The organism is Planctopirus limnophila DSM 3776 (genome assembly GCF_000092105.1).
Taxonomy (GTDB): Bacteria; Planctomycetota; Planctomycetia; order Planctomycetales; family Planctomycetaceae; genus Planctopirus; species Planctopirus limnophila.
In genome coordinates, this window is the sequence record NC_014148.1 from 2,202,951 (window position 1) to 2,227,314 (window position 24,364).

Genomic DNA, 24,364 nt, shown 5'->3' on the forward strand with positions numbered 1-24,364 from the left:
ATGCCCATACGTTTCCGCTGTAATGCCTGCGGGCATCGGTTATCAATCACCTCGAGTAAACAGGGGCAAACGACCACCTGTCCGATCTGCCAGAGTGAGACCACCATCCCCTTCGAAGTCGATGATCTTAACAATCATACTCACGAGGATATCGAAAACAATCAGCCTCAAGCAGTCGATACTGAACCCTCTGCAGAACCTCCGGAAACTGCTCAGCGTCTTCCCGTGGCTGCTAAACCTCGATCGATCAAAAGGATTCCCATCGATCTGGAGGAGATGGATCTTACGCCTATGGTCGATGTCACCTTTCTGCTGCTCATTTTCTTCATGATCACGGCCTCCTTCAGCCTGCAGAAGACAATTCCATTCCCCACGCCTGACCCACAAAAATCGGGTGGCAAAGCCTCTTTGCAATCCCTCGATGATCTGCTCAACCAATCGATTCTTGTGGAAGTCAGTCGAGAAGGAAAAATCACGATTGATCGTCGACCGATTGAGACGGACTCTCGAGTACTCGAAGATGAGTTCCGCCTGCAGATGACTCGTGACAATAAACAGGAACTGGTTCTGACTGCGGACCCTGCGGCTAAGCACCGCCTGGTGATCACAATCCTCGATGCTGCCAATGCTGCAGGATTGCAGAAAATTCGGATCGTCACAGCCGGCAGTCAAGTACCACTCAAAGTCACTCGAATTTCGCCAGCTACGAATCTCACCCGGACGCTCACTCAAACCATGACGGAGGGAGTGTGATGCCGGAGCTTGTTGTCGTCTGCCCGGGAACTGCCAATCGTGTTTTGGAACTCACCAAAACTCACCCTGTCATGATTGGCTCGCTGGAATTCAATGAAATTGTGGTACCTGGAGACAACATTCCAGCAGTTGTCTGCCGGGTCAGCTGGAATGGCTCGGCATTCGAAGTCACTGTCGCCGGTGCTCCTTCAGTGAGTGTGAATGGAGCCGATGTCGCTCGGTCGGAGCTCTCTGCCGGAGATGTGATCTCGATTGGCAAAGTGGCCATTCGTTATCAGGATTTGCAGCAGCAGGGGATGGAAAAATCAGTGCCCGCTCCTGAGGCTCAAACACTTCCGAGAAAGTCACCTCGGAAAGGGCAGCCTGAACAACCAGTCGTCATTATTGAAGAAGAATCTTCGACCAGCCTGAGCGATCTTCCGGCACTTCCCACACGAGATAACGCCGTCGCCAGTCGACTGGCAGCACGCGAGTCTGCTGGATCGCCCGGAGGCAGTTTTTCTGAAAAACCTGATCTTCGTCAAAGAGGGCTCAATAAGGCCCCCGCACTTGCCCGCCCGGGAGAAGAAGACCTCGTCAGATCGCCGTTTGTTCTGGGAATGGCCATCTCTGTCGGGCTACTTATCGTGGCAGGACTGGTCACGACTTTCCTGATTCAACAAAGATCTCTCGAGCGGGAATTCGGCCTCGCTGAACTCGATTTCAAAGAAGGTCGTTTCTCTCAGGCTTACGAAGGATTCCAGAAGTTCTCCACAAGTCACCCCCGGGCCAAACGCTCGAAAGAAGCCAGACGCTACGCCTGGAAAGCAGCCATTGAACGCGAACTCCTCGGAGTCACTCCTGATTTCACTCAGGCCATGTCCCATTTGCAGAAATGGATTGTCGATGACCGCGATGCAGAAGATTTCAGCTCGATCAGACCAGATTTACTTCGTGCAGCCGAAAGAATTGCAAATGGTAGCGCCATAGCCTCGGCTGCCAATGCCAGTGCCGAACTTCTGAACATTTCCGATGACGCCACCCGACTGATCGAACGCTACAACGACGACCGGACATCTCTGACAGCTTCACTCGAACGCCTGGAACAGTTGCGAAAAGCTGCCAATCGCGCTCTGGTTCGAAAAAACCGTCTTGATACCGCCACCAGTGAGATCCAGTCCGCCTTAAAGGCAGATCAGGCTTTGAAAGCACTCGCCATTCATCGGCAACTGATGGATCATCACCCGGATCTCAAGAAAAACCCGGAGTTGAACGAACTCCTTGCAGAAGCCATTCGACTCGAAACAAAACAGGTCGTTGAACGTCCCGCCGAGTCACTTCCTCAACCTGACAAACCGCGTGAAGCTGTCAGCGTCATGCCCTACTTCCGGCAGCGCAGCCGCAGCGAAGATCCCACCAGCAGTCTGATCCTCCCACTGCGCTTGCAGGATTCATTAGTCGCCATTCAACCCGAAACTGGAAAGCTTCTGTGGCAATATCCTCTGGGAAAATCCAATTCTCCATTTGCGATCCCCTTATCAGGGAATGCTGAGCGCTGGCTGGCATGGAGTGAGCGTGACCAGGGTCTGATCTTATTTGACTCAGAAAATGGGCGGCCTTCATGGCTCTGCCCGACAGGTCAACTCGCTCCTGGGATTCCTGCCCAAGCGGAGAACTCGCTTTTCGTGAGCCTAGCCTCAGGAGAGGTCTGGCGGCTCGATAAGGAAACGGGACGCGTTACTGCCGCCTTAAAGTTTCCGCAGAGACTCGTGACGCAACCCGTATTGTTACGAGACGCGACTCATCTCGTCGCGGGCGGGGAACAGTCACTTCTTTACACCTTCAGCCGCAATCCTCTTCAGATCGTGGCAGCAACATACTTAGGTCATGACAAACACACGTTGACAGTCCCTCAACTGGCAACGGGAGATTTACTCCTCGTGGGAGAGAATGACCAACTCGACTCAGCCAGATTGCACGTACTGTCCACCGGGCAACCCCTACAGCCCCTGGCAATCAGGCAAACTTTGGAATTGCCCGGTCTGCTCATGGGAGCTGGCAAAATTCGTGGATCAACGCTTGTATTGCCCCTCGTCGGCGAACGACTGGCTCTCTTCAACGTCACCGATCAATCCGGCATGACTCCTCTGACGGAAGTGGATGGCTATCCTTTACAATCGAAATACAACGGGCCGATTGAACTCTGGTTCTCACCACAAGATGAAATCTGGATGTACGGTTCCCGGTTGAAACGATTCTCCACTCGTTCCGATGGGCTCAGCCTGCTCTCTGGAGATTCCATCACAGGGTGGGCTGCCGGTCCCATCACCAGCTTTGATCGACAGGTCATGATCCCCCGCAGAGCTTCGTGGACGACCGGAACAACCACCAGCACGGTCAATCTGGCTGGTCAGCCCGGAAACTGGAAAATGATCTCCGGTGGAAAGTTACTCGGGTCCGCCACCGCCCCAGATCGATTGCTCACTGCCAGTGAAGCCGGCATTCTTTCCCAATGGACAACGATTTCTCATAACGAGTCTTCCGTCATGGAATCGCAGGTCGCGATTGACTTGCCACCTCTGGAAAACTGGCAATTGTTCGCCACTCCCTGGAATGGCAAACTCGTGGTCACAGCCGCAAGAGCTGACTCTGCTGGATCTTCAACCCGCTACTGGATCTATGAAGGGACATCGACACTTCCACCACCGCGATCCATCGAAGGTCATCTCGAGTTAGCCCCATTGTCGCTCGATGGCGGAATTGTTCTTTTCCAACCGGGAACTGCCACCTGGCTCAATCCCCAAACGGGCCAGAAATCGCAAGTCGTCCAGCCACAGTTGGCTTCCAGCGGTGATTCAACCTTGCAGAGAAGCTGGAAGTGCGCGGCCGTATTACCAGATTCCATCGTGGTCGCAACAAAAGATGGTGAACTCTGGAAACTGGCCATGCTCCAGGGTCAATTGACACGCATCGCGACAATCAAGTTGCCTGACGCAGATGTTGCTCAAATGGCGAGCTGCGGCCGCTATATCGCAGTTCTCTTGCGCTCGGGAGAAGCCGATCACTCAGGTCAGCTTCATTTGTATCTGGCGGAAACACTCGACCCGCGCGGAACAATTGAACTTTCAGATTCTGAATCTGACAACGAAATTCATGCCCTCATCGGTGATGAACAATCGCTGATCGTGTCGACCAGTCAAGGAGTCGAACACTTTGATTTGAGCGGCAGTTTTAACTCAGCGATGGCCAACCAGACGACACCGCATCGCTGGAAGATCCCTTCAAAACAGTCACATCGATTACTGGCACACTTTCAAGGTACAACCATCTGGATTGTCACTGCACCCGATCAGGTTCAGCAGATAGATCGTCGCTCAGGAAAAGTCTTGCACACCGTTCAGACTCAAATCCAGATCGATTCGCTCTTTATCGCCTTTGGAAAACTCTTTGCGGCCTCCAGCGATCTGGCCATCGAGTTGATTGCCAACCCTGCCAATACTTTCATTGAAGAGCAGCAGACACAGAACACGATTGATCCTGAAAATCGACCTGCTCAAGGGATCGAGCCATGAAGCAGCGACTAACACTTCATCGCTGGTTATTAGTCATGACTGTGGCTGTATGGGGCTTCACCCTGAGCGACGCACTTTTCGCTCAGGAAGTCACCCCCGATACCAACGCACAACTCACTGAGACTACACAGACTTCAAGCAATCAGACTTCAAGCAATCAGAATCCCACCACCAGCAACGCAGCCGTCGATGAAGCTGCCGAGGAGGCAGAAAAACTCCCGACGTTATCAACACTGGCTTTACCTGATGCCAAGACATTGCTCAAAGGACGGCCTGTCGACTGGATCATTCTCAAAACTGACGAAGTGATTGTGGTTGAACCACTCGAACCTCGACCCGGCGCTCTCGAAAAGCAGATCAACGATCAACTGGAGGCCATGCGAAAGCCATTGCCACCCCAGAAAAATGCCATGGAACTCGAACAGTCGCGCCGCCGCGAATTGGGAACACTCAAGATCACACTGGCCGATCCTGAGGATCCTCAACCGGAATACCGAATCGATCTCAAACTCATCCGGGAAGTTCTATACCATGAGGATTTGCTGCTTCGCCGGGTTGATGAGTTGCTGAAATCGGGCGAGACGGATGTGGCTTATGAACTGCTTTCCGAAATCTGCGAGATCGCTCCCGGCTGGCGAGGGACTCAGGAAAGACAAATCGATCTTTTGCGAACTGAAGCTCGTCTGGCTTTCAAGGCAGGAAACTCATCGCGTGCCAGAATCCGACTTCTCAAACTTTTGGAACTCAACGCGGCCAATCGTAACGACATCGCAGATCTTGTCACACTCACCCGCAAGGAGATCGAAGCTGGGGTGGCTGCCGGCAATATGCGTCTCGCGCGAGAGATCCTTCAAAGCCTCCCCAGTTCGATTCGCCAGAGCCCGGCTTCGGAATCGCTTACCACGTTGGTTCCCTCAAGTCCTCGACCAACAACAACAATTCCTGCAAAGGCCAGCCATTGGGAACCGTGGCAAGAACTGATCAACTGGCGTCAAACGACCACTGATCTGCCACTGCTCAGAAAACTTTGGCGGGAACAGTCTCAAGGGAACGCGCTGTTGCGGATTGTCCGCACAAACGATGGGCGAAAAGACCTTCTCGAACTGACGGACGTTCGACTCTTTCAACAAGTCCCGCTGGTTTTCAATGAGACGAAAAGACCTGTGTCCAGTGGCACAAGTCATAATACAATATGGTCATCGCCGATTCTTCAGAGCTGGGAACCGACAGATCTGGGTCGGCAGGAACGACTCACTTTGAATCGGTTCGCTATCGAGGCTGGATGGAATGCCGATCGACTGGCCCAATGGCTGGGACAATCAACAGCCGATTCCTCCACTTTGCTGTCGCAATACATCGATGGCTACAAGGTCCTCAACGCTACCGAACTCGTGATCGATTTGCGGAGTTCACCACGCGCTTTCGAGGCCATTTTTTCTGACGCACCACCCCTGAATTCAACACCGCACGGTCTGCCAGATGATCAATCTCAAAACCAACTCGCCGCCTGGCGACAGGTAGAATACGAAGCGGCGAGTTCATCGGAGCCGAAGTTATCGGGAGAGAAGCGATCGATCCAGCAGGTCGTCATCCTCCAGAGGAATCACGCCAGACCTGCCATCAGAAGCGTCTCGACTTCGTCCATTCACTGGATTCATCAGACAACACTCGATTCCGAGGCTGATGGTGTACGGGAATTACTGCGGGGTGAAGCCGATTTTTGCCCGGTGATCGATCCACAGGATGCCGTTCGATTCCAGAAAGACAGTCGATTTTTCACCATTCCTTATGCCACTCCATCGATCATCACTCTTCGATTTTCACCTCAATCACGGTTGGGGCAATGCGAGCCTTTAAGGCAAGCGATTAACCTTTGCCTGGATCGCAAAAAAATGGCAGAGGTGGTGGCAGGAACCGATGGAAAAAATTTCGTTCAACCAGCCACACAATTTTCTGGCCAAGCGGCTGCTCGATCCAATTCATTACTTGGTGAACAACTCTCCGAGTTCGATCCACTGACGGCAGCCACATTTCTGCAACTTGCCAAAGGAAAGTGCCCGGAATTCAATCGCCCTCTCCGCTTCGAAAGACCAGCATCGGATGTCTTTCGTCGCTGTCAGGAGATGTTAACGAACACCTTGAATCGACTGGGAATTGCTACGGAAACTGTTCCTGCAGATTCCGGTCTGGCTGATCTTCGCTGGGAACGCCAGGTCATTTCTAATCCAATCGACAACTGGATCAACCTGATCCGGCCCGATGCTCCCCAACATTCCAACACGCGCTCCCCATGGAATCTCATCCACAGTACGACAAAGAATGGAAAAAGTGATGCTTCAGCGTTAGCGGAATTGGATTTTTCTGGTTCGAACTTTCGTTATCTTGCAGCCGAATTACAGCGTACCACGAATCCGGAGATTGCGACGAGACAGGCCTTGAAGCTCGAGTATGATCTCCGACTTTCCGCCTGGGTATTGCCCGTCCTCAGGATCACAGATCATGCCGTCTGTTCCAGAAAGCTCTCTCGCTTACCAGCGGAATTGAGTACGCCTTTTGATGGGATTGAACAGTGGCTGATGAATCTGGAGGAAGAATCCAGATGAACGTGTTCACCTATCGCGCAGGGATCATTGTTTTTGGCATTTGCCTGTGGTTATTGGCAAATGGTTTGAGCTTCACTCCGGAAGCAGGTCACAAAGTCATCGGGGCTGAAACAATCGGGGCAGAAGTGAACCCGGCTGATTCCCACAGCCTCGTGTCTTTGCCCGCCGCTGAAACGGCCATCGCCTGGGAATTGTCGCCTTATCGAGTGGCTTGGGAGATTCGTCATGACAATCATCAATTCGAAAACATGCCCCCACTTCCTCAGCAAGCAGAGTTCGGGTCACTGGTTTTAAGTACCAGTAAACGAATCAGTTCGGGCCTTTGGCAATCGACTCTTCGTCACAAAAAAAGTGGTCAACCCGTTGCTGCTGCCGATGTCGAAATTGTCGTCCTTTGGAAAGTGGAGGGGGGTGGTTATGCGGCGATCGTCACGTTGGCTCAGCCTGCCTACAACCGCTTGGTGGAATTCTCCATCTCCCGACAACCTGATCTTGATGCACTGGCGAAAGCAGTCGTTCGCTCCTGCCTGAAGCAGTTTGCTCCCGAGTTGCGACTTGCGACGGGCTCATCCGGCCAATTGATGGCCACACATCGCGGCGAACTGCTGTTTCCAGAAGTGGCCACACGCTGGTCTCCTCGAAACCTCCACCTGGCCATTCCGTGGATTTGCTATCTCGATGAACAGGGCAAGACCATCCGCCACGAACCGGTCGAGTGGACGGTTCTCGAATTACCAGCCGCTGGTGCGCCGATCCTGCATTCCGGAAGCCGAATCAATCTGGCAGGCCGTGGACGTTCGCAGATTGAACTCAAAGGATTACTGATACCACCCAATGACCAGTCAACTAAACTTTCCATACTCACTCTGGGAAGTCGGCAACCTCAACCGGGCCTCGATATCTTCGTTTCTCACGAGCCATTGGCAGCAGCCACTCGCGTGCAGTTGATTCAGAGTTTACAACCCTCCAATCAACAAAAAACTCCCACCACGACAGAAAACACCACCGCAGCGGCTGATTCGAAAAGTTTAGCAGCTTCGCCGCCACCCCGGCCATTCCTGGTCACCACGAACCTGCGCGGTGAGGTGCTCATCACTTCTCAATCTGAGCAGGATCAGTCTCGCCTATTGTGGCTGAATGTGTTCGGTGGCGATCAACTTCTGGCTCGCGTGCCGATGATTGCCGGAGCGGAAAGACAAGAGCAGTTGTTTCTTCCGGATGACGGGCCGCGACGTGAAGCGGAAGCTCAGCTCCAAAGTCTTGCCGATGAAATCACCCTTATTGTCGCCAGGAGGACTTCACTTCTGGCGCGCTTAAGAAATGCCTCCCGGCAAAGAAACTGGCAACTGGTGAGTGATCTGCGAAAACAAATCGGCCAACTCCCTACCGATCAAAATGTCGAAACCATGATCTCTGCGATTCAATCGACCAGTTCTGAAGCCGCCAAAAAAATCTCCAGCCGATCCGCAGCAGAACGTATCCGCAGACAATCTTCGGCGTTGCTCAAACTCGCGCAGCAGCACCTGGGCACTGAGGCACTCAAAGTTCTCGATGAAGAAATCGCTCAGTTGCGGGCATTGGACGACGCTGCTCCTCAAACTCCTCCCAAAGTCGATACTCCCTGACTCCGCTGAAAAACATCGCCACCGAACAGCATGACGACTGGCTGTTCTCGATCATCCCAACTGTGTAAAATCCGTTGATTATGGCAGGAAACAGTTTTGGACAAGCATTTCGCATCACGACCGCTGGCGAGAGCCACGGGCCGGGGAACGTTGTGATCGTCGATGGTGTTCCCGCGGGAATTCCACTGACGACAGACGATCTGCTGATCGATCTCAATCGCCGCCGCCCCGGGCAAAGCCACATCACGACACAGCGCGATGAAGCTGACTTGCCCGAGATTCTCGCGGGTGTCTTTGAAGGACAGACGACAGGCACCAGCATTGCCATCCTCATTCGCAACACGGATCAGCGAAGCAAGGATTACGGCAACATTCAGGATGTCTACCGTCCCGGTCATGCCGATTTCACCCTGGATGCCAAGTATGGATTTCGAGACTACCGGGGAGGTGGAAGGTCGAGTGCCCGCGAAACCACTGCGCGCGTCGCAGCAGGGGCTATTGCCAAAAAGCTCCTCGCCCACGCATTGGGAGCCCAGGTGATTGGCTATGTCCATCAGGTGGGATCGATTGTCGCTGAAGTGCCTCATCCAGAATCAGTCACACTGCAGCAGGTTGAGTATCTGGCTGATGGAACGCCGAACATTATCCGTTGCCCTGATGAAGCCACTGGCAGCCGGATGATTGCACTCATTGAAGAAGTGCGTAAGCAACAGGATTCAATTGGCGGTGCGGCCACAATTGTGGCTACTGGAATCCCTGCAGGACTGGGGGAACCTGTCTTCGATAAGCTGAAAGCCGATCTCGCAAAAGCTCTCTTCAGTCTCCCTGCGGTTCTGGGTGTGGAGTACGGCATTGGATTCGGCTGTGCCACCATGCGCGGGAGTGCCAACAACGATTACTTTGTCCCCAAAGATTCATTTGACGCTTCGACTTCCGCGATTCCTGCGATTGATAACATCACCACACAAACGAATCGTCATGGCGGGATGCTGGGGGGCATTTCGAGTGGTCAGGCCATCATTCTGCGTGCTGCTGTCAAGCCCACCAGCAGCCTGCCACTAGAGCAGCCCACCGTAACGCGGGCCGGTGAGGCCACGACAATACGCACCAAAGGGCGGCATGATCCTTGCCTTCTGCCGAGATTCATCCCCATGGCTGAAGCGATGGTCGCAATTGTGCTGGCCGATCATTGGCTCAGGTGGTGCGGGCAGAAAAACTGGAAGTCTGCCACTTAGATCTGCCTTCCGGAAGCAGGTAACAGTGCCCATGAATATCCGCCATGCGTTCATTCAACTCGCCGCCAGACCTCGCGGCTGCCACCTCGTGACCGATGAAGTCGTCTCTCAACTCGAGTCCTTGCCAAGTTCTGGCGACGGGCTCTTATTCGTGTTCATCATGCATACATCGGCCTCTCTGACGATTAATGAGAATGCTGATCGCGACGTCCGTACTGACTTCGAGATGTCACTCAACCGATTGGTCCCCGAGAACTGGCCTTACGTTCATACGCTGGAAGGAGCAGACGATATGCCTGCCCATATCAAAGCCTCTCTGATGGGTTCCAGCGTGACAATTCCGGTGGTTCGTGGCCGATTGGCACTCGGAACCTGGCAAGGCATTTATCTCTGTGAACACCGTGACCACGGTGGTTCTCGACGCTTGTCACTGACGCTGATGACTTCGCAATAATGGTATAACAATGACCAGTCCCAGCAGTTTCCTCATCCCGATAGAAAGAAGTTTCCATGCACACAAAAGCTGTATCTGTTGCGACCTTCAAACTCTGGAGCCTCATTGTGACAGCCGCGATGATGTCTGCCTGTCTGCCTCAATCCGCCCTCAGTGACGACGCTGCTCCACAGCTTTTAAGGCACGTTGTGCTGTTCCAGTACAAGGAAGGCACCACACCAGAGCAGATTGAAGAAGTCACCAAAGCGTTTGCTGGGCTAAAAGGAAAAATCAGCGAGATTGTCGATTTTGAATGTGGCACCGATGTCAGCGTTGAAGGCAAAGCGGGTGGCTTCACCCATGGATATGTGGTCACCTTCAAAAGCGAGAAGGATCGCGACACTTACCTGCCACATCCAGCCCATAAAGAGTTCGTCAAGCTTGTCGGGCCACGCCTGCAAAACGTGCTTGTCTTTGATTACTGGGTGAAGAAGTAATCTGTCATATGCTTTCCATGAAAAAACAGCGATCTGTGTGCCATGCTTGCGGCTCTGGGCAAGCATGTTTTCGCGACCAACAACGCGCTTTTGTTTCCTGGAATACAGTATCAGACATCTTCAAAGGTAATCAGCCAACTGCAATAAGCAGTCGGCTGATTACCTTTCTCTCTTTGACCGTGTGCGCTGCTTAGAGAGATTCGAGATATCGAAGTAACTGCTGCAGTTCTTCGGGAGAAAGCTTCTCGCCAGCCACCTTTTCCGGGGCATGATACTTTTCGAGGGCGTCGCGCAGACTGCGAGAACGTCCATCGTGCAGAAATCGTCGTCTGAGATTCAGCCCCAGCAAACTCGGCGGATTGAATCGGAAGTCACTGTCATTTCGACTTTTCAGCCCGATCTCAAACGTATCCTCATGCACCATTTGCGGCCCCTGGTGGCAGTTATCGCAGGCGCCTTTCCCAAAGAAGATCGCCTTACCGGCATGCCAGTCGGGATCATCCTGCGGTTGTGACCGCTCCAGAGGATTTCCCTGCCACGATGCAGGACGGAGTGTTTCAAGGTAGGCCACAAGGGCTTTCTGCTGCTCTTGAGTCGATGACTTTTCACTTTGCATGGTTTCTTCGATAGAACGCTTCATGGCGTTCTCCAGATCTCGTTGCCAGCCATGCCATGTCCATGGGCCTGTTTCAGCCACGTGGTACAACGTGGGTGTCAGCTTCGCTGCTCCATAGCCCCGATCATTCTGAGTATCGAAGAGTTGTCCAGCGGTGTGACCATCGGGGTGGCAGGAATGACAACTGAACCACTGATGCAGGCTGTGCTTCGCATCATAGAAGATTTCTTCACCCTGTCGGGCTAAAGACTTCTCATGGGGATTGGTACCGACAGCGATCGACTGCTCAATTTTTCCATGTTCGAGATCAACGATTTCCACGGCTTCTTTGAGACCATTGGCGACCGCAATCCGACGATCATCAAGGAACTCGAAATCCAAAGGACGGCCTGCCAGCGAAATCCGGCGGTACCTCGTCTTGTCACCAATCAGTTCTGGACGCACAAAGTCGCCTGGGTCCCCAGGCATCCAAGGCAATTCTTTGCGTTTGACCAGAATGATCTCATGCGAGCCGCTGGCAGTGATGACGATCCATTCACCGTTAGGCGAAACGCGCGTCGCGTAAGCATCGCCCACACCTTTTTGAAATTCATCGAGACCAAGTTGTTCCTGCTCGCCCAGTTCTCCTTGTGGAATCGGCATCCTCACCAGACGGTTATCAATCACCCAACCCCGTTCAATATTGCTGAAGTTGACCGGAAACCCTCGATTGATGGCACAACTGACGAGGAGTGAGCCTGTTTCAGGTTCAAACGCCATCGGGCCCAGATTGAAACCATCTGTGTAAACTTTGTGCTCACCGGCGACTTTGAGTGTGGCGAGATCGAAGACTGTCACTCGGGCCGGCACCTGTGCAGCCACTGCGAGCCACTTTCGGTCGGGAGAGATAACAACTTGCTGTGGCAGACCCCCGGCTGGCAAACGCCGCAACACCTCGAATGAATCCAGATCAACAACAGCGACATCATCGCTCCCCGAAACAGCCACATAAGCCAAAGGGGGACGAGATTCACTGTCAATGGCCAGCCCACAAGGTTCCAACCCGACGGGGAGTTGACGAAGGAATTCAAGCTTTCCACCGACGACACCCATCTCGACGAGTTGGCCTCTCCCTCGCAAAGTCGCATAGGCCTTATGATCGTTCAGCCACTGAACATCCCACGGGACGCCTGCCAGAGAGATCTCAGAGAGTTTCTCACCGCTTGAGAAATCCACCAGAGCCACAGAGCCCCCGGTATTGGCGACAAGTCCCAGCTTCTTACCCGCCGACAAGGCCAGACTGCGGGGATTGCGATAGCCACCTTCGAGATCAGCGGTTGAAGTCCTGGTCTCCGGGCGAGACGGACCAGCAGATGTCAGGTTCTCCTCGGCGGCCTGGGCAACCGAGTCGCAGAATGAAGAGGAGGTGCAGAACCAGAACGCCATCGTTAACAGCAAACCAACCGCCACGCCTGCACTGCTATAAATCATCCATCGCATGGAATACGCTTTCCGTAAAGTCAGGCTGAGTCGGGCCAGACAAAGGCTGCCGATTGACAAGATTTTCTCGGCTAATAAATCAATATTACCAGTACAACAGAATCTTAGATGGATCAATGTGATTGATGACCTGGTTTTCTGAAAAACCGGGATTTCATCAGGATCGAGTAACCTCTCAGCCAAAACATGCGAAATTGCGAAATCCAGTATTCAACGCGGAATATGAAGTGAAAATCGAAGCCAAGTGACAGGATATGAATCATGTCCCAAAGCTCATCGGAATGAAGTACGATCAGACCCTGGGGCGATTTTGATTTCAGGCTTTGGAGCAGCTTTGTGACAACTTCATCTGCCAACCCAACTCGATTGGTCTCCATTGATGCCTATCGAGGCCTGGTCATGATTCTGCTGGCCTTTAACGGGTTTGGCATTCTGGAGGCCAGTCGAAACTTTCCCGCGTCGGAAGGCTGGCAGACCGCGGGCTGGATGTTTGAACATGTCGCCTGGCGAGGATGCTCCCTCTGGGACATGGTTCAACCGTCGTTCATGTTTCTCGTCGGTGTTTCGATCCCTTGGTCATTGGCTGCTCAGAAATCAAAAAACGTCTCGACAGGGCAGGGCTGGGTGCGCGCTGTCTGGCGATCTGTCCTGCTGGTCGTATTGGGCATTTTCCTGATCTCAAACAACAAGCCTTCCACTGATTTTTCGTTTGTGAACGTCCTGACCCAGATTGGCCTGGGATACCTCGTGGTCTATGCCGTCGCCCAGTCTTCTCGACCTCTGGCTCCTTTCATGGCGGCAGCGATCCTGGCGGCCTATTGGCTGCTTTTTGCACTCTGGCCTGTTGTTAGTCAGGGGCCTATTGGAAGTCAGGAGTTAGCGGCACAACTCAACCTCCCCATCGACCGTCAGCAACTGGCAGGTTTTGGTGCCCACTGGAATCAGCATTTGAATCCTGCGGCCAGCTTCGATCGCTGGTTTCTCAATCTGTTCCCGCGGGAAACACCCTTCGTCTTCAATCGTGGCGGATACCAGACACTCAACTTTATTCCCTCCATCGCGACGATGTTACTTGGCCTGGCGGCTGGTCAGACCATTCGCGAAGTCCCAGGTGCTTTCCCCGCAGCCATTCGGCTCGTCCTGGGTGGAGTCGTGATTGCCTTACTTGGCTGGCTGCTGGATATCACGGGTGTCTGCCCACTCGTTAAACGCATCTGGACACCTTCCTGGACACTCTGGAGCGGCGGGTTATGCCTGTCGATTCTCGGGCTCTTTCACTTTCTGACAGAAGCCCTTCAAAAGCAGATTCTCGCCTGGCCACTCACCATTGCCGGGATGAACTCCATCGTGCTCTACGTCTGCTACATGTTGCTCCGACCATGGACGGCAGCCTCGTGGGAACGCCATTTCGGACCAAACATTTTCCTGATGGCTGGCCCGGCTCTGGCTCCCATCCTACAGGCCTGTTTCGTGGGTTTTTCGTTCTGGCTGTTTGTCTGGTGGTTGCAGAGACAAAAAGTCTTTATCCGTCTCTGAAATTGCCTCGGTTTCAAGTAAACTTTGTTTGAGCTTGAAGAATGTTTTCTTCGAAAGTGGGAACTCCCATTTCCCACAGTTCTGGACCTCAGATACTGCACCCTCGCCCCGTGCATCAACCATCAACCATCAAAAGAGCAACCAACGTGACACCTAATACGCACCACATTTCGCGAAGACCTCTCCTCTCTCGACTGACATGGGCACTTCTCGTTTCCAGTTTTGCCATTTCACAGATTTCATTGGTTCACTTTCTGCACGCTGAAGAGCCCGCGAAAAAGCCGGCTCCCATTCTGCTGTTTGATGGTCAAACTCTTGATGGTTGGAAAAAAGTTGGGGGAGACGCCACCTATTCAATCGAGAATGGTGAGATCGTGGGCCGCGTGGGCCCAGGGCCCAACACCTTTCTGCGAACGCAGGCCACCTATGGCGATTTCGAACTGAAATATGATGTCAAACTCGATACTCCGGGCAATAGCGGAGTTCAGTTTCGCAGCCACCAGAAAGATGGTACGGGCCGGACATTCGGCTACCAATGCGAAATTGATCCCTCACCTCGCCAGTGGACGGGTGGCATTTATGACGAATCCCGTCGCGGGTGGATCTATTCTCTCGACAAGGACGAGCAGGCCCGTAAGGCTTTCAAGATTGATGACTGGAACACGTTTGTCATTACAGCCAGAGGCCCGCACATAACCACTAGTGTGAATGGAGTACGCTGTGCTGATTTGATCGATACAGCCGATCTGGAAGGGTTTATCGCACTCCAGGTTCACTCAGGAAAAGCAGGGCAGATTCGCTGGCGGAACATTCAGTTAACACCACTGGGACAATCTGCCTGGAAGCCACTGTGGAATCAGAAGGATCTGGCTGGCTTTCGTGCGATTGGCGGTGGCGAATGGAAAGTTGCTGATGGTGAACTGGTAGGCACATCCAGCAAGGAGGAGTCTCGTCATGGTTTGTTGATCACAGAAGATGCCTTCCGGGATTTTGCAGTGCGTGTCGAGTTCAAAGCCATCACTGGAAACAGTGGACTTTACTTCCGCTGTGTCGAGGCAGATCCGTACGGTGTCGCAGGCTTTCAGGCCGAGATCGATCCCACGAAAGATGTGGGCGGATTGTACGAAACCAATGGGAGAGCCTGGATTTTCCAGCCGAGTGCCGAACAGTTAAAGAAAGCCTTCAAGCCTGGCGAGTGGAATGAAATGACTGTGGTTGCTCTGGGTGAGCGAATTGTCATTCACCTCAATGGGATCAAGACCGTCGATTTTATCGACAAAGGGGGTAGGGCCGCGGGGAAAATCGCTCTGCAACTCCACGGCGGCGATGATATGGATGTCCGCTTCCGCAAGGTAGAAATCATGCGGTTAGACGACATTGCCTGCTGCACGGAATAACCTCTACTCGCCTGCTGATCTGTGACTTCGCGATTATTTGCCAATGCAAAATCGACTGAAAATGCGGTCGAGAAGATCTTCCGTTTGTGTGGCACCGGTCATCAGGCCCAGAGCATTGATGACCTGCCGGAGATCTGCTGCGAGCAGTTCGTCGGCAGTTCCACTTCGCGCGGCCTGGAGTGCAGAATCGAGTGCCCTGAATGCTGAACCAAGGACTTCATGGCAGCGTGCCGCTGTGGTTCCCAGCCAGAATTGCGACAAGGAATGATCGCTCGTCAACAGTTTGCGGAGCAGACCTGCCAATTGATCCAGTCCAGTCCCATTCACGGCAGATAACGAAACCAGAGAATCTTTAGGTAGATAATGTTTCTCGGGTTCATAAAGATCAAACTTGGTGGTAATGCGGATGGCCTTGGATGTTTTTGAGGCGGCCAGATCGAAAAACTCTTGATCCTCGGCCGCTTCGGCTAGTGATAAATTGGCAGGCGAACACCAGAGGAGAAAATCACTGGAGGCCATCTGCTCTTCGCGTTGCCTTTGCGAGGCCTCAGCAATCGGATTGAGGCTCTCTTCCCAACCTGCTGTGTCAATCAAATCAAACGACAAACCTTCCCAAGCGATTGACCAGAGGAGGTAATCTCTGGTTGTCCCTGCAATGGGTGAAACAAGGGCGGCATCGGCGTTAGAGAGTCGATTTAGCAGCGTACTTTTCCCGGCATTCGGACGACCAGCCAGAACCACGCGCTTGCGGGAATTCGACGTCAATCGCGATGGTGAGCGTCCTTCAATTGATTTCAATTGAGCGAATGCTGTCTGCAATCGCTGGATGACCTGGGAACGAGGGACAAATTCGATATCTTCATCGACAAAATCGAGGCCCGCTTCGATATCAGCGAGCAGATTCAGCAGGTCGTTGCGCAGATCAATCAACGGTTGTGAAACCCCGCCACTGAGCTGATTGAGCGCCACACGCAAATCTTCCTCATGACGAGCTTCAATCACTCCAAGAACGGCTTCGGCTTGAATCAGATCGACTTTGCCATTCAGAAAAGCCCGTAAAGTAAACTCGCCTGGCTGAGCACCACGGGCACCGTGCCGAAAACATTCAGCTAACGTCGCTTCAAGTAAGGGCTGACAACCCGCAAGTGTGATTTCGGCTTGAGGCTGACCGCAATAACTGCGGTGATCTGGCCAGAGCGTTAAGCGAGCTGGAATATGAAAACGATCTCCGGGAATCCAGATCGATCCATGAACACAGATGGCCTTCCTGGCAGCTTTCCATGTCCCAGTGGAGGCTTCAAACAATCCACTGACAACGGTGACAGTTTGTGGGCCGGCGAGGCGAATCGTCCCGGCGCCGGCAGCCCCCGGAGCGGTCGCAATCGCCGCAATTGTGTCGCTCAGGTTCAAGTCGAGCATTCAGGAAACTACTTTCCGAAAAGCCGCTGTACCACGTTTCGATCTGACAATCACTTCATCGAGACAAAGCCCAACTCAGTCTTTGTTTGCCGGGGCAAATTCGCTGCCAGCGTCTGAAGACAGTTATTTCGACAGAAACGTGATCGGCTATCGGCCTTTACCGTTTTGACCATTCTTCGATGAAGAATTCGCTCCTGCCGATGGCATTTGACGGGCCTGTTCGGCCTGACGATCGGCTGCTTCCAAAGCCTGCTGCCAGAATTTGGCGACAGCCGATGGCTTCTTTTCTTTCACTTCGACCGGTTTGGCTGGATACCATTCGTTCATGCGATCGAAGAACCAGCGTTCGGCCATGCCCCACAGACTGGAAGTGATAAAGTAAATGCACAGCCCCGCCGGCACACGATAGAACATCACTCCCATCATGACCATCATGATATTCATCATGCGGTACTGCATCGCCTGCTCTTCATCAGCAGGTGGCGGCATCAAGATCTTCTGTTGAGCGACAAACAGGATGATCGTCAAAATGGGCAGTAGATTGAATTCTGTCCATCCGAGAAACGGGACACGAAAAGGAAGCTCGAAGAGAGCATCGGGTGCCGCGAGGTTGTCGATCCACAGGAATGAGGCACGCCGCAAATCGACGGAGACACTCAATGCCCGATAAAGGGCAAAGAAAATAGGCATTTGCAGTAACACTGGCCAGCAACCAGCCAGGGGGTTGAAGCCATGCTTGCTGTAAAGTTCCAGCTGTGCACGGCGAAGCCCGTCGGCATCACCGGCGAACTTCTTTTGCAGTTCCTTGAGCTTGGGCTGCATCTCCTTCATCCGCTGTGCGCTTTGTGCCTGCTTGCGAGTCAGAGGCATGAGGCAGGTTCGCACAATGATCGTCAACAGGATGATGGCAATCCCGTAATTAATGCCAAGGGCGTGCAGGCCATTGAGCAGTGCCAGCATCGGGATCACCAGCAGGCGAACCAATGGCTCGAGGAAAAAGAAGGGATTCCAGCCGATGTGATACTCCGTGACATCAGCAGCTCCCACGGCAGCCATCAGATGGGCACGCTTCGGGCCGGCATAAAGCTGGAAATGATGCGTCGCTTCCGCGTTCGGGCCAGTGCCTTGAGGAGCCAGTTGAATCGGCACTGAAGTCAATTCGATTGACACATCACTGAAGTGCTTCTCCTGGGCAGGATAAGTGACCTGAGATTGAACACTTTCAATCGTACGTTCCTTGATCTGGTTCTCAACAGGATGCACCAGAGAAGCGAAATAAGTGGCATCCACCCCGACATACTCAATCGGACGAGTCCAGACAGAAGGCTTACCTGAGGATTCCGCGTCCAGCACTTCTGTAGCCGATTGATGCGATGACTCGACAGATTCTCCATCCGGAAGAACAAACCCAACGCGAACATCACGATACTTAGTGACGTTTTCCGGATTTTCCAGAGGGACACCGACAGGCCCCTGCATGGTGTATCTGACTTCGCGAGGATTCTCCGTGAGATTTCTGACGGTCAGGCTGTAATCGAGCAGATAACCCTGCCCCAGATTATCGCGTTCGGTTTTTGTAGGCTCCTTGCCAGCCAACCCCGGGACTTTGGGCAATCGATAAGCCTTCTCAAGCTGAATCGAACCATCGGGCGATGTGAATCGAAAAGTCACACCTTCAGGGCTTTCGCTACCAGGGACAACTTCCCAATCAATTTTCGCCAGACTCAAGCCCAATGCAGCCAACTGGCGGTCAATCGCCTCAATTGTCACATCTGTGGTTTTCAATTTGAGCAGTGGATCATCTCCGACCACCTTGACGGGCTTGCTGCTGTCATCGAGAGATCGATAACGCGGATCATTCAGCTCGATGGTTTCAATGGAACCACCTCGACTGTTCAGCTTCACGGCCAGAAAGAATGGCTCGTCCGGATTCGTCGACCCCAGCAGGATCTGTCGGTTGGGGAACGACTGCAGTTTGGGAGGTTCGACAACTTTTTCTTGCGCAGGCGCTTCTGGCTGGTTGGCATCTGCACCAGCTTTCGCGATGACATTCGCAGGAACCAGCGCATCGGCGGGTTGAAGTTCCTCAGGCTTGGCAATATCAGCAGCCTGATCTTCTGGTGCTTTCTCAGCCAGCTTTTCAGCCTTGGGAGGAGGCGGAAACAGCATGGGCATGACAAAGCCCGACCAGCCAAAGATGACCAGAGCTGAAAGAGCGATAAAGGTCAGGAAGCGACGTTGTTCCATGGATCGACATGCCGACTATCGAGAAATTTCAGAAAGCTCACCAGAGAGCACTGCCGCGGGACAACCCTGTCACCTCGACAAACCCAGGAGATGATATCGGATAATGTCCGACTGGGCACGCTCGGAAGGAAAAACACGTTCGCCTTCGTCAAGCTTTACAAGAATTGATGTCAAAGTCGGCGATCAGTGCTGGTCTCCGTCTCGAACATACGCAAACAGGTCTTTGGCAGATCAGGCAAGAACCGGCGATTTAACGACCATCAGCGAGGCGATCACCGAGAAAGTTATCCAGATCGGGAATGTCGTAGATCTTCTTCTGTGTAATCCGGAAGTCGTATTCCACACGGCGAAAACGCACCGTATCACCATCGATGGTCACATAGGAAGAGCGGGGGTCGCTGTTTCTCGGCTGCCCCACCGATCCCACATTCACCATGACTTTCTCTTGTCGCAGAACGTAATTGAAGTCGATTTCTTCTGGCGGCAGAAAGTTAAGATTTTCGGTAAAAACCCCTGGAATGTGCGTGTGCCCCTGGAAGCAGTGACGCTCAATCATCCCGAAAATCTTCTCCATCTTGCGCTGATTGTAGATGTCTTCCGGGAAGACATACTCATTCAGTGGATTCCTGGCACTCCCGTGCACGAACATGAGATTCTGTTCACGGTGAACTCTCGGAAGTTCTCCCAGAAATTCCCACCGGCGATCTGCCTGAGGGCCACGCCCACTTTCCAGTTGCTTTCTCGTCCAGAAAATCGCTCTTTCGGCACTGGCATTGAAACCCATGGGGTCGAACAGTGCCCCTTGATCGTGATTTCCCAGTAACGAGAGTTTGCACTTGGCCATTACTCGATCGACACATTCACACGGGTTCGGCCCGTAGCCCACAATGTCGCCCAGACAGTAAATCTCGGTAATTCCCTGGCTGGCAATGTCCGCAAGGACTGCCTCCAGCGCTTCCAGATTTCCGTGGATGTCGCTGAGAATGGCTTTCAAAACGAATTTCCGGTCAAAGAGTGCATGTGGTCAAGTCGATGTGGAATTTAATTCAAGTATCCGATCGCACCCTGGAAAAACTCCAGCGAAACTCGCTGATACATTCAAGTTCTCCCATGGGGCCGAAGATCATAACGACAATCCGGCCAGCAAATCCACTTCACTAAAGATTAACAGACTTACACCACTTTGCGAGTTCAAACAACTGTGCAACACGCACCATGCGGGTGTCAGTACATTTTTACTCATCGATTTATCTTCACTCGATTCAACAACTTCAGCTGAAATCTTGAGGAGATAAGAATGATTGAGATTCACTCCGCCTAGGCCTTTTTCCGCTCACTTACCGTCAACTCTGAACGTAGAAAGTCATTCAACAGGATGAGAAATGTTTTTAAATCACCAATTTTGCTGAACCTTTTCCAAATTCACCTGTTCCTTCCAACAGCCGATCCAACAACTCCAACGACAGACAATTCTGGACATTTTCAACTCGCATGACCAGACTCTGATATTCTAAGGTGAACAATCAACACGTTGGTCATGTCTTTCTGAAAATCAAAGATTCGGACCTTTTTCTCCCTGCTCTGGATGAACCATTGAATCAACCGCTCCGCAATGATCTTCAAACTATCAATAAAACGGCTGTTCTCGTGGCAGTCTGTTTGAACGACAACAAACGCTCGCGGGAAAATGTGCTCGATGAACTGAAGGGATTGGTCAAAACTGCCGGCGTGAAAGTCGTAGGAGAACTGGTTCAATTTCGGCAGATGGTTCATCCGGGTACCTGCCTGGGCCCGGGAAAAATTGAGGAACTCAAACTCATTCTCGAAGAAACCCGGGCTGAACTGGTGATTTTTGATAATAATCTCACGCCAGGTCAGGGCCGCCGTCTGGAGCAGGAGACAGGTCGCGTCATTGTCGATCGCAGTGAGCTGATTCTCGACATTTTCGCCACGCATGCCCGGACTGCTGAAGCTCGTCTTCAAGTCGAACTCGCGCAGCTTCAATACAATCGCACTCGACTGAAACGTCTGTGGACTCACCTGGAGCGTATTGATGGTGGGATTGGTGCCAGTCGTGGCCCTGGTGAAAAACAGATTGAAACTGACCGCCGCTTGATTGACCAGCGCATCTCGGAACTTCAATCATCACTTAAAGAAGTGGAACAGCGACGGGAAAGAATGGTCAAGCAAAGGCGCGACCATGCCCTGGTTTCACTGGTCGGATACACCAACGCCGGCAAAAGCACGCTCATGCGGGCTCTGACAGGCGAAGAGGTCTACATTGCTGACCAGTTGTTTGCCACGCTTGATACGAAAACACGGCTCTGGAAGATTCCTGGCTGGGGCGATGCTCTTCTGAGCGATACCGTAGGTTTCGTGCGTGACCTGCCCCACTCATTGGTCGCCTCTTTCAAATCGACTCTGGAAGAAGCGCGTCATGCTGATCTTCTCCTGCATGTCGTCGACGCGAGTAACCCTGAAGCTGAGGCTCAGGTGGCGACTGTCGAAGCAGTGCTGGAGGAAATTGGTGTTGAACTCAAGAACTTCATCCTCGTGCTCAACAAAGCGGATCAGGTTCCTGATCGCATGGCTCTGGATCTGTTGCGCGCTCGCTACGAGTGGAGTGTTTCCATCAGTGCCCGGACTGGTGATGGACTGGATCGACTGGCTCAACTCGTGGTGGATCGACTAGGTGATGGACTCGAAAGCGTGACGGTTTCCACAGGTATTGAAGATGGTAAACTTCTAGGCTGGCTCTCTGAACATGCCACCATCATCGATACCCATTATTCTGAAACCACAGCCACTTTCCGGTGCCGGATTTCGCGCTCCATGCTGCCGCGGCTTCGCCAGCGCGGGACCGTCCTGGAAGACCACCACGATCAGTCTTCACTCGAAGCTGTTGGTTAAACCCGATTCATTAGCAATTCCATAAGAAGCCTTTCGACGGCTGATTGCCGGACATGATGAATTCTTGTGTCCCCGAGGAAATCAAATACCTTAGAACACAAATTCTGTTTAGACTGTCGTCGTAGAGATCAGATCAAAAGTGTTTGCAAAGGAAGATCGATGATCATGTCAGGAAAACCGCTGGCAATAACTTCCGGCTTGTTCATCTGCCTGGCTTTCCTGGCGGGTTTCAGTTTGTTCAATGCCAACTCAGCGGTTTCACAGGTGCCGGTTGGTGATCAGAATGCTGCAAAAGCAGCACCTGCGGCTCAAACAAATCCAGCCACCGTCGAAAGTCAGAAGTCGGTAGAAGATTCCAACGACAAGCTCACAGCTCTCAACCCCTCAGGGACCGTCCAGGTGGACGCGGCAAACAAGCGACTGCTGGTAAAAGGCCGCGTCGTCTTAAGAGAAGGTCAGTTGGAGATGCTCGCCTGTCCCAGGCAGACAAAAGAGCATGAATCGATCATTGCGGTCGATGCACCGGCTCAATTAATTCATGCCGGCTTGCTGGCACTGGGGGCCAAGACCGGAACGGGTGTCAAGTTTCAGCCCAAATTTCAGCCACCAACGGGCGAGAAACTCCTGATCAGCATCTCCTGGAAAGATGCCCAAGGAAAAGATCAAAAAGTTTCGGCACAAAGCTGGGTCAGAAATGCCACTCGTCGATACTTTGTTGCCTCATTGCCCAAGATCGATGAAGAACTGAAGTTTCCCGAAGAGAGTGGCCTGATCTGGGATAACCGGCAGAAAGAACTTCTCTGGTATGGTCACATGACCCAAGAGAAAAAGGCCGAGCTGAAAAGGACAGTGACTGATCCACGCCTGCAGGCCTCGATTGACAAGTTCTTTAATGACTCTCAATTTGCAGAGATGAAAGCCGATTTTGTCTTCGTTGGCAGTTTGTTTGAAGCCGACCCTGACAGTGGCAAACAACGCTACCTGGCCGATGGTGGTGACCTGATTTGTGTCGCCAATTTTTCCACAGCCACCATCGATGTGGCGACAGCCAGCACCAATACTGGTGAAGATCTGCTGTTTGAAGCTTACACCGAACGAATTCCGCCTGTGGAGACCCCCATTACGCTGGAGATCCAGTTGGCCGAAGCCACTGCACCGAAACCATAATTCAACAAGGCTCCCTCAACTTTGCAAAAGCTGAGACTCACTGAAAAACTGGTGATCTCACTCCCGACGATCGCTCACGTGATGCGTCTTGGCGTGTAAAAAGTTCGCACATCAATTGAAACCATCCCTGCCCGGCGGGCGGCTTCAATCCCCGGATCGACATCCTCAAAGACAATGCATCGATCAGGAGGAACATGCAGACGGCGAGCAGCTTCCAGAAAGATCTCTGGCTCCGGCTTATGGCTCTGAACGTCTTCGCAGGTGACGATGGTATTGAAGAGTTTTGGTGACAGCCCGATACTCTTCAGCACTCCCAAACAGACTTCTGGCAGCCCACCGGTCGCGACTGCCAGAGGAATTTTGCCGTGGTAATAATGCACCACCTCAACCACCTGGGGGACAGGAGGAACTTCACTGAGTTTCTGCACAAAAAGTTTCTCTTTGTGCTTAACCATCGCAGCCAGATCAGTCTTGATATCAAACCGATCCAGCATGGTTTGAGCCACAATTTTTGTAGGCCAGCCCCCCATGGCGTAGAACTCATCTTCGCTCATGAAAGCGCCATAAGGCGTCAATGTTTCGACCCAGGCCACATAGTGCATGGGCATGGAATCGCCCAGCGTACCATCGCAATCAAAGATAATGGCATCGAACGACAGGCCGTCAGGAATCACCGCTGGACGTTCTTTCCCCTCATTCAAATTTTCTTTGGAGTGAAGTGAAGCATCCATGACGATCTTCCATTTTGAAGCTTAGGCTTAAATTCAGGCCAGAGTGACGGCGTCGCCAGAACTTTATCTGTTCGTCATCATGAATTGAAAACTTCAACTCACCCTGATTCCATGATGCATGGGAATATGCTTTTAAGAAGACTCACCGGCGAATTTCATTACTTT

16 protein-coding genes are annotated in these 24,364 nt (G+C 52.5%); 11 read left to right on the top strand and 5 right to left on the bottom strand.

Annotated features, from left to right (window positions below; translation table 11 throughout):
- The 7 genes from PLIM_RS08810 (at position 1) to PLIM_RS08840 (ending at position 10,697) form a co-directional block, all read left to right on the top strand.
- Entirely contained in the window at positions 1-753 is a 753-nt protein-coding gene (locus tag PLIM_RS08810; RefSeq protein WP_013109959.1) for a biopolymer transporter ExbD, read from the top strand.
- The gene (locus PLIM_RS08815) at positions 753-4,304 is read left to right on the top strand and encodes an outer membrane protein assembly factor BamB family protein (protein WP_013109960.1); all 3,552 of its coding nucleotides are present in this window, start codon (positions 753-755) and stop codon (positions 4,302-4,304) included. Before PLIM_RS08810 ends, PLIM_RS08815 begins: the two co-directional genes overlap by 1 nt.
- Positions 4,301-6,907 (top strand): ABC transporter substrate-binding protein, encoded by a 2,607-nt coding sequence (locus tag PLIM_RS08820; RefSeq protein ID WP_013109961.1) that lies wholly within the window; start codon positions 4,301-4,303, stop codon positions 6,905-6,907. The genes PLIM_RS08815 and PLIM_RS08820 overlap by 4 nt, the downstream gene beginning before the upstream one ends.
- Positions 6,904-8,532 carry a hypothetical protein gene (locus PLIM_RS08825; protein ID WP_013109962.1) on the top strand — a complete coding sequence of 543 codons (1,629 nt, stop codon included), beginning with the start codon at positions 6,904-6,906 and terminating at the stop codon, positions 8,530-8,532. Before PLIM_RS08820 ends, PLIM_RS08825 begins: the two co-directional genes overlap by 4 nt.
- Before the next feature lie 80 nt (positions 8,533-8,612).
- Positions 8,613-9,767: a chorismate synthase gene (gene aroC, locus PLIM_RS08830; protein WP_013109963.1), complete on the top strand. Its 1,155-nt coding sequence runs from the start codon at positions 8,613-8,615 to the stop codon at positions 9,765-9,767.
- Positions 9,768-9,798: 31 nt separating this feature from the next.
- Positions 9,799-10,221 carry a secondary thiamine-phosphate synthase enzyme YjbQ gene (locus tag PLIM_RS08835; RefSeq protein WP_013109964.1) on the top strand — a complete coding sequence of 141 codons (423 nt, stop codon included), beginning with the start codon at positions 9,799-9,801 and terminating at the stop codon, positions 10,219-10,221.
- Positions 10,222-10,277: 56 nt separating this feature from the next.
- On the top strand, positions 10,278-10,697 hold the full coding sequence (locus PLIM_RS08840) for a Dabb family protein (protein WP_013109965.1): 420 nt from the start codon (positions 10,278-10,280) through the stop codon (positions 10,695-10,697).
- A gap of 190 nt (positions 10,698-10,887) precedes the next feature.
- Here the strand turns inward: PLIM_RS08840 and PLIM_RS08845 are convergent, their stop codons facing one another.
- Entirely contained in the window at positions 10,888-12,792 is a 1,905-nt protein-coding gene (locus PLIM_RS08845) for a cytochrome c peroxidase (RefSeq protein ID WP_013109966.1), read from the bottom strand.
- 336 nt (positions 12,793-13,128) lie between these two features.
- Here PLIM_RS08845 and PLIM_RS08855 point away from each other — a divergent pair, with 336 nt between their 5' ends.
- Both PLIM_RS08855 and PLIM_RS08860 read left to right on the top strand, forming a co-directional pair.
- Positions 13,129-14,328 carry an acyltransferase family protein gene (locus PLIM_RS08855; RefSeq protein WP_041401450.1) on the top strand — a complete coding sequence of 400 codons (1,200 nt, stop codon included), beginning with the start codon at positions 13,129-13,131 and terminating at the stop codon, positions 14,326-14,328.
- A 146-nt stretch (positions 14,329-14,474) separates the two neighbouring features.
- The gene (locus tag PLIM_RS08860; RefSeq protein ID WP_196349554.1) at positions 14,475-15,725 is read left to right on the top strand and encodes a 3-keto-disaccharide hydrolase; all 1,251 of its coding nucleotides are present in this window, start codon (positions 14,475-14,477) and stop codon (positions 15,723-15,725) included.
- 33 nt (positions 15,726-15,758) lie between these two features.
- On the opposite strand, the gene PLIM_RS08865 is transcribed toward PLIM_RS08860, so the two are convergent.
- The 3 genes from PLIM_RS08865 to PLIM_RS08875 form a co-directional block, all read right to left on the bottom strand.
- Complete coding sequence (locus PLIM_RS08865) at positions 15,759-17,144, bottom strand: tRNA modification GTPase (protein WP_013109970.1); 1,386 nt, start codon at positions 17,142-17,144, stop codon at positions 15,759-15,761.
- A gap of 147 nt (positions 17,145-17,291) precedes the next feature.
- Positions 17,292-19,391, bottom strand: a complete 2,100-nt coding sequence (gene yidC / locus PLIM_RS08870; RefSeq protein ID WP_013109971.1) for a membrane protein insertase YidC — start codon at positions 19,389-19,391, stop codon at positions 17,292-17,294.
- Positions 19,392-19,641: 250 nt separating this feature from the next.
- On the bottom strand, positions 19,642-20,385 hold the full coding sequence (locus tag PLIM_RS08875; RefSeq protein WP_013109972.1) for a metallophosphoesterase family protein: 744 nt from the start codon (positions 20,383-20,385) through the stop codon (positions 19,642-19,644).
- Between the two features lie 599 nt (positions 20,386-20,984).
- On the opposite strand from PLIM_RS08875, the gene hflX reads away from it, so the two are divergent.
- Entirely contained in the window at positions 20,985-22,301 is a 1,317-nt protein-coding gene (gene hflX / locus PLIM_RS08885) for a GTPase HflX (protein WP_052301678.1), read from the top strand.
- Between the two features lie 165 nt (positions 22,302-22,466).
- Positions 22,467-23,468, top strand: a complete 1,002-nt coding sequence (locus PLIM_RS08890; RefSeq protein ID WP_148227047.1) for a YdjY domain-containing protein — start codon at positions 22,467-22,469, stop codon at positions 23,466-23,468.
- A 74-nt stretch (positions 23,469-23,542) separates the two neighbouring features.
- Here PLIM_RS08890 and PLIM_RS08895 read toward each other — a convergent pair whose 3' ends face one another.
- Entirely contained in the window at positions 23,543-24,199 is a 657-nt protein-coding gene (locus PLIM_RS08895; protein WP_013109976.1) for an HAD family hydrolase, read from the bottom strand.
- Positions 24,200-24,364 lie beyond the last annotated feature (165 nt).